Genomic DNA, 6,926 nt, shown 5'->3' with positions numbered 1-6,926 from the left:
GGCCGCGTTGGCGGCGAATTTCGACTATCCGGGCATTTTGAAACTCCTAGACACCGCTGACCTCGACTAACCGGCAGCACGCAACGCGGCCGCGTCGCCGCCAGCTCGGCTAGCCCGACTTGAATATTCGCGTGGTTTTCGACCTATCGGCTATGCTTATCGGCTAACGTAAGTGGCGTGGCGACGCTGAAAATCCGTATGCGGTTTAACGAATTTTCCGGGGGCTTCGAATGAAAGCAGGTAAGCATGACGCCGACTTAACGGCGATTGCCAAACTGGCGTTAGCGCTGAGTTTGTCGCAGTTGGCTTCGCTTGCGAGCGCGAACGAACCCGAGGACACCGCAATCTCGCCCGCTAAACCGGCCAGCGCCACCCAGCCCGATTCGGCCCCCTCAAACTCCAACGCTCTCGAAAGCCTAAGCGAAGCGCTAGCCGCCGTCGACGAATTCAGCCACCCGTTGAAGGATGTCGCGGACATGGACATCGACGAGCTGGTCAAGGTCAAGGTCTCGCCGTTCGAAGTGTCCAGCGAGCTCGATAGCGGTTACCGGGCTTCCAACTCGGTGTCCGGCTCGCGTTTCGACGCGCCGATTCGCGAATTGCCTTTCGCGATCCAAAGCTTTACCGAAGCCTTTATCAAGGATCAACGGCCTCGCGAGATTTTCGACATCGCCCGCTATTCTCCCGGCGTCACCTATCGGAGCAACGATTTCAACGAAGGTAACGCGAATCTGGCGATCCGCGGCTTTACCGTTGGCTCGTTGGCCGGCGGCAATATTCAGACCTTGCGGGACGGGGTGCATGGTCCGTCGATTCTGGATTTCACGAATGTGTCGCGAGTGGAAGTCGTCAAGGGGCCGGCCTCGTTTCTGTACGGGCAAGTCGCGCCGGGCGGTATCGTCAACGTCATCACCAAAACGCCTCGGCGCCAATTCGCGGCGAATGCCGCCGCCCGTTACGGTTCCTACGGCCAATACCGCTTTGAAACCGATGTAACCGGGCCGGCCTCGAAAACTCTGTTCTACCGAATGGCGGCCTCTTACGACCAAGATTTGCACTATTGGGAGCCTTACGACGCCCATGCCTGGAATATTTCGCCATCCCTGCTTTGGCAGCCCATCGACCGCTTCAGCCTATCGCTGAAATACGAGCGGTTCGAAAAGATCGAAGCGCCGCAATTAATGCAAAAGCCCGGTTACGGTACTTGGACCGGCATCATGCCCAGTGCAACCGATCCCAACCGATCCGGCGTCGACGTGCCGGGCCTGCCTGACACCTGGAACGGCATGGCCTACAGCGATTATCGCCATAGCAATACCGATAACCTCAGCACCTGGTTAGACTTCAAAGCCGACGAACACTGGAATTTGCGGGCAGGCTATTCCCATATGGAATACGACGTGGATGCATTGGCCACCGGCAATTTCGGCATGGCGAACAACGTCACGACCTTACAGGGCCGGCGGGTTCGCCATCAGGTTTACAGCAACCGCGACGACACGATCGAACTGCAAGGCGTCGGCCGCTACGATTTGGGCTTTGCCAGTCTGCGCCTGTTGTTCGGTGGGCAGTACGTGGACCGCAATTTTCACCGTTGGGCCGGTCAGGCGCCCAACGATCCAAGCCTCGGCGGCAATCCGACCGCGTCGCCGCTGCCGCTATGGGATTTGAGCGATCCCTCGACCTGGAATCGCCACACGTCGATCGGCTTGTCGGGATTGACCGCTTCCCGGTTCGACCAAAACCTCAACGCGGCGGATAAGTCGGTTTACGGCGGCTCGACCTTCGGATTTTTCGACGATCGCTTACTGGTGCTGACCGGCTGGCGTTGGACCGAGACCGAAAGCCGGCTTAGCGACGTCTTGAACCAGCGGTCGCAGCCGCGAGTTAGCGCCAGCCGAGTGACGCCACAGTACGGGCTGTTGTACAAATTGACGCGGGAATGGTCCTGGTTCGCCAGCTATGCCGAATCCTTCGTCCCCGGCACATTTTCCATCAACCGTCTTGACGGCGGCACAGCCATTCCGGACCCCAGCGAGGGCCGGAGCTACGACGTCGGCATCAAAGCGGAATGGCTCGACGGCCGCCTGTCCAGCACCTTGAGCTACTTCGACATCGAAAATAAAAACATCGTCAACGACTTGGCCGTTACCGACGCCAACGGCGTCGTGACGATCTACGGCGTACAGACCGGCAAGCAAACTTCGCGCGGCATCGAATGGGATGCCACCGCCCAATTGACCGAGCAATGGCAGCTCTATCTATCCTATACCTATATGGATGCCAACATTACCGAGTTCACCGGCCGGGACGATGCCATCCTGGCCCGGAACCCCGATACGCTGGACGCCACCGGCCTAGCGTATTACAAGAATGCGCTACGATTTCATAACGCGCCGCTGCAAATGAGCGCGCCGCATCTTGCCAATCTATGGACGCGTTACGACTTCAAGGCCGACGCCTGGCGCGGATTGCATATCGGTGGCGGCTTCAATTTCGTCTACGATCAAACCTTGTTATCGGATACCCCAAGCTCGGACCGGCAAACCTATCTGCTGTTGAACGCGTTGATCGGCTATAGCTGGCGAGTCGGCGAACACGAACTGAGCGTGGATTTCATGGGGAAAAATCTGCTCGACGAACAATATCGTCCCTCGCAAAGCAGCCGCGGCCGGCCGCGCGAGCTGACGATCAGTTTCTCCGTCAAGTTTTGATGGCGGCACCTGAACCATGAAACACGCCGACCTCGCCTCTTTCGACGCCACCCCTCGACTCAATCGGCGTTCCCGGCGCCGCTTGGGCATCGCTGCACTGTTGCTGGGTATGTTGGTTCCGGCGGTGAATGCCGACCCGACGCCGGGGCAGAGCAGCGCGATTCGCGTCAAAGCCGCGTTTTTACGCAATTTCGCCCGCTACGTCACTTGGCCGGAGCCGGTTTCCCCCAGCGTCGATAGGCCTTGGTGCATCGCGGTGTTGGGCCCGGACCCGTTCGGCGAGGTACTGGAAACCAGCGTCAAGGATAGAAGCGAGCAAGGTCACGCGTTTGAAATCGTTCGAGCGGAACGCACGGTGGATTTGCCGATCTGCCATATCGTCTTTGTTGCGTACACCGACATCGCGCTTCGCCACGCCGCTTTGGCCGAGCTGAAACGAAAACCGGTACTGACGGTCGGCGATGCGGAAGACTTTATTGCGGATGGCGGCGTTATCCGCTTTAAAGTCGACGAGCGGGTCGGCATGACCATTAATCTCGATCAAGCCCGCGCCGTTTCGCTGACGATTCAAACCAAGCTGCTGGAAGTCTCCAACGAAATCTTGATCAACGGTATTTTTCGCCGGGTACGATAAGCGATGACGATGCCATCCAACATCCAAGGCCGGCTGGTACTGATTCTGTGGGGCAGCGCCCTGCTGGCGTTTCTGTTGGCAGGCGCCGGCTTGGCAATGTTTCAAAACCTGACGCGGGAGCAAAGAGCCGCGCAAATCATCGAACCCTATGCGCGCATGATCGCGGTTGGCACCGATACAGCCATCGCCTTCGAAGATCCGACGCGTGCGCAGGAAATCCTCGACACCTTAAAATCCAATCCGCAAATTCAAGCGGCGGCCATCGTGTTGGACAACGGCCGGGTGTTGGCGAGTTTCGAGCGTTTGCCGCAAAGCTCTCTAGCGCGGGCACTTCCCGAAAAGGACGGGATTTTCGTGAATCGCGAGCGCGCCGACTGGTTGCAAACCTTATCCAGCGGCGCCAGGCTGTATCTGGCCATGAGTATGGCGGCCATCGAGCAGCAAACCCGCGAAATCTTCGCTTTATTCGGCGGCGGCGTGCTGGTGCTGCTGATCGCCACGATAGGCCAACAACTGATGCTGAAGCGCGCCATCGTCGCGCCGATCGCCGCACTGACCGACGCAAGCGAACGGGTGAGGTTCTCGGCCGATTACCACCACCGCGTGCCGGCCGGCGGCGCCGAGGAACTGGCTCGCTTGGGACAAAACTTCAACGCGATGATGGCGGCAATCCAGGAACGCGAGCAGGCATTGCGCCATGCCAACGTGTTCCAACACACGATATTGCAAAACATCGCCCACGGTATCATCTCCACATCCCCGGACGGCACCGTCACCAGTTTCAATCCGGCCGCCGAGCGTTTACTGGGTTATGCCGCAAGCGAAGTCGTCGGCCGCGCGACACCCGCGCTTTGGCACGACGGCGAGGAAATCGTCCGCTACGCTCGCGAGCTTTCCGCGGAACTCGGAGTAACCCTATCGCCGGGCTTCGAGGTATTCACCGCCAAGCCGATGCGTCATCAACCGGAGGAACGCGAATGGACCTTCATCCGTAAGAACGGGCAACGGATTCCGGTGTATTTGTCGATTACCGCTTTGCGCGACGATGCCGGACGGATCGGCGGCTTCGTCGGCCTGACCTACGACCTTTCCGAACGCAAGCAAACCCAGCAACGCCTGCATTTGCTCAGTTTCGCGCTGGATCGAGTCGAGGAGACGATATTGTTGATGGGCGAGAACGACCCGCGTTTTTTGTATGCCAATCTAAGTACGGTGCGCACCCTGGGCTATAGCCGCGAAGAACTCACCGGCGGCATGAGCCTATTCGACATCATCCCGGATTGGACCGACGCGATGTGGGCGAGCTTCCGGCGGGAACTGAGCGAGCGGCGGCGCGCGCAATTCGAAACCCAGCATCAACGCCGGGACGGCCGACGCTTTCCGGTGGAAGTGACGGCCAATGTGTTCGAATTCGCCGGCCAAATCTACAACTTGGTCATTTGCCGGGACGTTAGCGAATGCAAGCAAGCCGAGGCGGCCCTGGCGAAAAGGGTGCGCGAGTTTCGCACGCTGACCGAGAACCATCCCGACGGCATCGTACGCTTCGACACCCTGGGCCGCCATCTGTACATCAATGCGGCGGCCGCGCGCAGCTCGGGAACTGCCGGAATGTCGCCGATCGGCAAGACCGTATGCGAATTGCCGATACCGGGCAATCCGGACCTGACGCAACCATTGCTGAACGCCGTGTTGGGGGTTGTCGGCAGCGGCGCGCCGAATTTGATGGAATTTACCTGGCCGACCGGACGTACCACCGAAATTCGCCATATTCCGGAACTCGGCGAACATGGCGAGGTAGCCAGCGTGCTGGCGATCGCCCGCGATGTTACCGAGCGCAAGCGTATCGAGGCGGAGCTGGACCAATATAAGCTACAACTGGAAGACACCGTGCGGCGCCGCACCGACGAATTGCGGCTGGCCCGCGACGCTGCGGAAGCCGCCAACAAGGCCAAAAGCGTGTTCCTAGCCAATATGAGCCACGAATTGCGGACGCCGCTCAACGCGATCTTGGGTTTCTCCGGCATGATGCGCCACGACCCGCAGATCACCGAGCATCAGGCGGAGAGCTTGGATATCATCAATCGTAGCGGCGAGCATTTGCTCAATCTGATCAACGACGTACTGGAAGTCGCGAAAATAGAAGCGGGCCGTCTGCAACTGGACATCGCCGCGTTCGATTTATACGCGCTGGTCAAGGACGTCACCGAGATGATGCGCATCCGGGCTCGCGAAAAAGGTTTGTCGCTGGTGCTCGAGCAAGCCGACGAATGCCCTCGCTACGTCAGTTCCGACGAAGCCCGCATCCGCCAGATACTAATCAATCTGATCAACAACGCCGTGAAATTTACCGAACACGGACACGTCACGCTGCGGATGGGGATCAAGCACAACGCCAAACATCATTTGCTGATCGAGGTGGAGGACAGCGGCCCCGGCATCGCGGCGGAAGATCAATCGCGCTTGTTCGAACCCTTCGTACAGTTGGCCGACGGCGTCTCTCAACAAGGGACTGGCTTGGGACTGACGATTACCCGCCAATTCGTCCGGATGCTGGGCGGCGACATTCGCGTTAAAAGCGAATTGGGCCAAGGCTCGCTGTTTCGAGTGGAGTTACCGGTGGCGCTGGCCGGCGCGGAGGGTATTACCGAGTTATCCTCCGCTTCCGGCGGCAAGGTGATCGGCCTGGCCGGCGGTCAACCCCGTTACCGGATACTGATCGCCGAAGATCAGCACGAAAACCGCTTGCTGCTGGGACGCTTGATGACCGGCTTGGGCCTGGACACGAAATTCGCAGAGAATGGCCGGGATTGTGTAACGCTATTCGAGAACTGGCATCCGGACTTGATTTGGATGGACCGGCGCATGCCGGTGATGGACGGCATCGAGGCCACCCAGCGGATTCGGCAAGCGCCGGGAGGACGACACGTTAAAATTATCGCGGTCACCGCGTCGGCGTTTCAGGAACAGCAGCAGGAAATGTTGGACGCCGGCATGGACGACGTGATCCGTAAGCCTTACCAGTTCGCGGAAATATACGACTGCCTGGCACGGCAGCTGGGACTGAGCTATCGCTACGCCAGCGAGGCGCCGGCCACCGCCGCGCCGGCCGTGGATACCGACGCGCTGGCGGCGCTTCCGGCCGAATTGCGCAATCGGCTGACCGACGCCTTGGAAAACCTGAACAGCGAAGCGGTCGCCGCGCTGATCGCCGAAATCGCCTTGCTAGACCCAAGCCTGGCGGTCGCGTTGTCCGGCGTGGCCGACCAATTCAATTATCAAGCGTTGCTCGGATATCTGGATGCCGCTAAGCGGAAGAACGGCTAGATCGGCGCCGGTCCACCAATGGCTATATTCTGGCCATTCAACGAACGCTCGACGCAAGATGGCGCACTATGATTAACGATCCGGCGTGACGCGATGCTCAAAACCTTAGCTTAAAAAGGGAAGCCGCTCGTGCAGGGCAAGACAACTCGGCATACAATAACCGGTTGTATACGACCGATGCGGCGCTGATTCAGGAGCGTTGACAACCAAGGAAGCGCCTGTCGGCAGAATCGGCGAATTCCTCCGCCGGCAGC

Annotated in this window: 3 protein-coding genes; all 3 read left to right on the top strand. The window is 59.3% G+C overall.

From position 1 onward, the window contains the following. Positions 1-230 precede the first annotated feature (230 nt). The 3 genes from A1355_RS16855 to A1355_RS16845 are packed head-to-tail and all read left to right on the top strand — an operon-like array spanning position 231 to position 6,672. On the top strand, positions 231-2,714 hold the full coding sequence (locus A1355_RS16855) for a TonB-dependent siderophore receptor (RefSeq protein ID WP_082885605.1): 2,484 nt from the start codon (positions 231-233) through the stop codon (positions 2,712-2,714). Between the two features lie 16 nt (positions 2,715-2,730). Continuing rightward, positions 2,731-3,348 carry a YfiR family protein gene (locus A1355_RS16850; RefSeq protein WP_064030303.1) on the top strand — a complete coding sequence of 206 codons (618 nt, stop codon included), beginning with the start codon at positions 2,731-2,733 and terminating at the stop codon, positions 3,346-3,348. A gap of 3 nt (positions 3,349-3,351) precedes the next feature. Continuing rightward, complete coding sequence (locus tag A1355_RS16845; protein ID WP_064030301.1) at positions 3,352-6,672, top strand: hybrid sensor histidine kinase/response regulator; 3,321 nt, start codon at positions 3,352-3,354, stop codon at positions 6,670-6,672. Positions 6,673-6,926 lie beyond the last annotated feature (254 nt).

This window comes from Methylomonas koyamae, from assembly GCF_001644025.1.
Taxonomy (GTDB): domain Bacteria; phylum Pseudomonadota; class Gammaproteobacteria; order Methylococcales; family Methylomonadaceae; genus Methylomonas; species Methylomonas koyamae_A.
Note: the sequence above shows the minus strand (reverse complement) of the source record. Positions and strands in the feature narration are given on the sequence as shown.

What these genes read in the sequence shown, in the direction of transcription:
- A1355_RS16855 (WP_082885605.1), top strand. Translation starts at nt 231, where the DNA reads ATGAAAGCAGGTAAGCATGACGCCGACTTAACGGCGATTGCCAAACTG.
- A1355_RS16850 (WP_064030303.1), top strand. Translation starts at nt 2,731, where the DNA reads ATGAAACACGCCGACCTCGCCTCTTTCGACGCCACCCCTCGACTCAAT.
- A1355_RS16845 (WP_064030301.1), top strand. Translation starts at nt 3,352, where the DNA reads ATGACGATGCCATCCAACATCCAAGGCCGGCTGGTACTGATTCTGTGG.